The sequence below is a fragment of the Vibrio sp. OPT46 genome (genome assembly GCF_015163535.1).
Classification (GTDB): Bacteria; Pseudomonadota; Gammaproteobacteria; order Enterobacterales; family Vibrionaceae; genus Vibrio; species Vibrio alginolyticus.
This window is the reverse complement of record NZ_JADDYG010000196.1, coordinates 1-1,166: the sequence shown is the minus strand read 5'-3', so window position 1 is coordinate 1,166 and position 1,166 is coordinate 1. Positions and strand designations below refer to the sequence as shown.

Here is a 1,166-nt window from a genome sequence, read left to right as displayed (position 1 = left end):
ATGCTCTCATCGGAAAAGCCAATGCCATACCCTAGGTCAGAAAGTTCAGCAGCGAGGTTTTGTTCCAACTCCGTGTAGGTTAGTTTTTTAGGGTTGATTGAACGGTCTTGGTGTAAAATCATTCCACAAAGGTAGTTTTTAATCTTACTGCGTGGAGGAGAATTAAGGTTGTTGGACTGATACAAACTTATTGTTTCATCTATATTCCTGCCCCCGATAGATTCTAGCAGCTTGTTTAGATTAATAATCTCTTCTATTGAAGTAGCGCATTGTATTTCAGCTCGGATATTATTTGCTTGAGAGGCATATAGGGATTGTTTAAACCATGCCGTTACCCACTTTATCTCATTGTCGGAAAGAGGCCTAGAAACATCAACACTCATATTGACCCAATCAATAAGTTCCACTTTGTCTGATGAACCGCAAAACTCGAGAGCCATCCAAGCAGAGAGGTGCTCTTCTTCAACTGTAAATTGTCTTTCCTCATTTGCTAACGTCCGAGATAAAGCTTCCTTTGGAACCAGTTTTTTTCTGGTAGAGTTATCCAAACCAAAAGACCCACGATAGAACTGATGAAGCGTATATGGCGCACTGTAAAAACAAAGCCCTTCACTCTTTTTCTCAAAAGGGAGGTGGAAGTAGTGCAAGGCATCTCTATAATCATAAATACTAAAGAAAAGTGTTGGCGAATACCTGTGATAAAAAGTGTTTTTATATTCACGAAAAGGATACAATGCGGTGACAAATTGCTCATCAATCATCTGAGCAATGCTAACCAAATCAGGTGATATTGTTTGCAGCTCTTGCTCTAAATTCTCACCCTCCCAATTCTCAGCCTCTAATGCCCTTTCTACTTCATGCTGTAAACACAGAGTGATATCTTTAACCCAAAATCGATCGGAATGGTTTAGATCAAAATAATAGTCGCTAAACACAAATGCATGAAAAGGACCATCGATGATCTCGTCTGGTTTTATGTCACTTACTGAGATTTCAGTTTCAAGCTCAACCCTTTCTAAACATGTTTTAGATGCATCCAGAAGAAGTCCGTATGCTTGTTTATAGATTGCTACATCTTCAGGATAAAGCTCGCATATTGCTTCTCTGTAAGCCTCTTGGCAAATAAAGTCACAACAACTGCTTTCTGCACTTCTTTTTATTCCAGC

Annotated in this window: 1 protein-coding gene; it reads right to left on the bottom strand. The window is 39.3% G+C overall.

Going from position 1 to position 1,166, the window contains the following annotated elements:
• Positions 1-1,166: hypothetical protein (locus IQR33_RS08735; RefSeq protein ID WP_193843640.1), on the bottom strand; the 1,166-nt coding region annotated here is incomplete at both ends.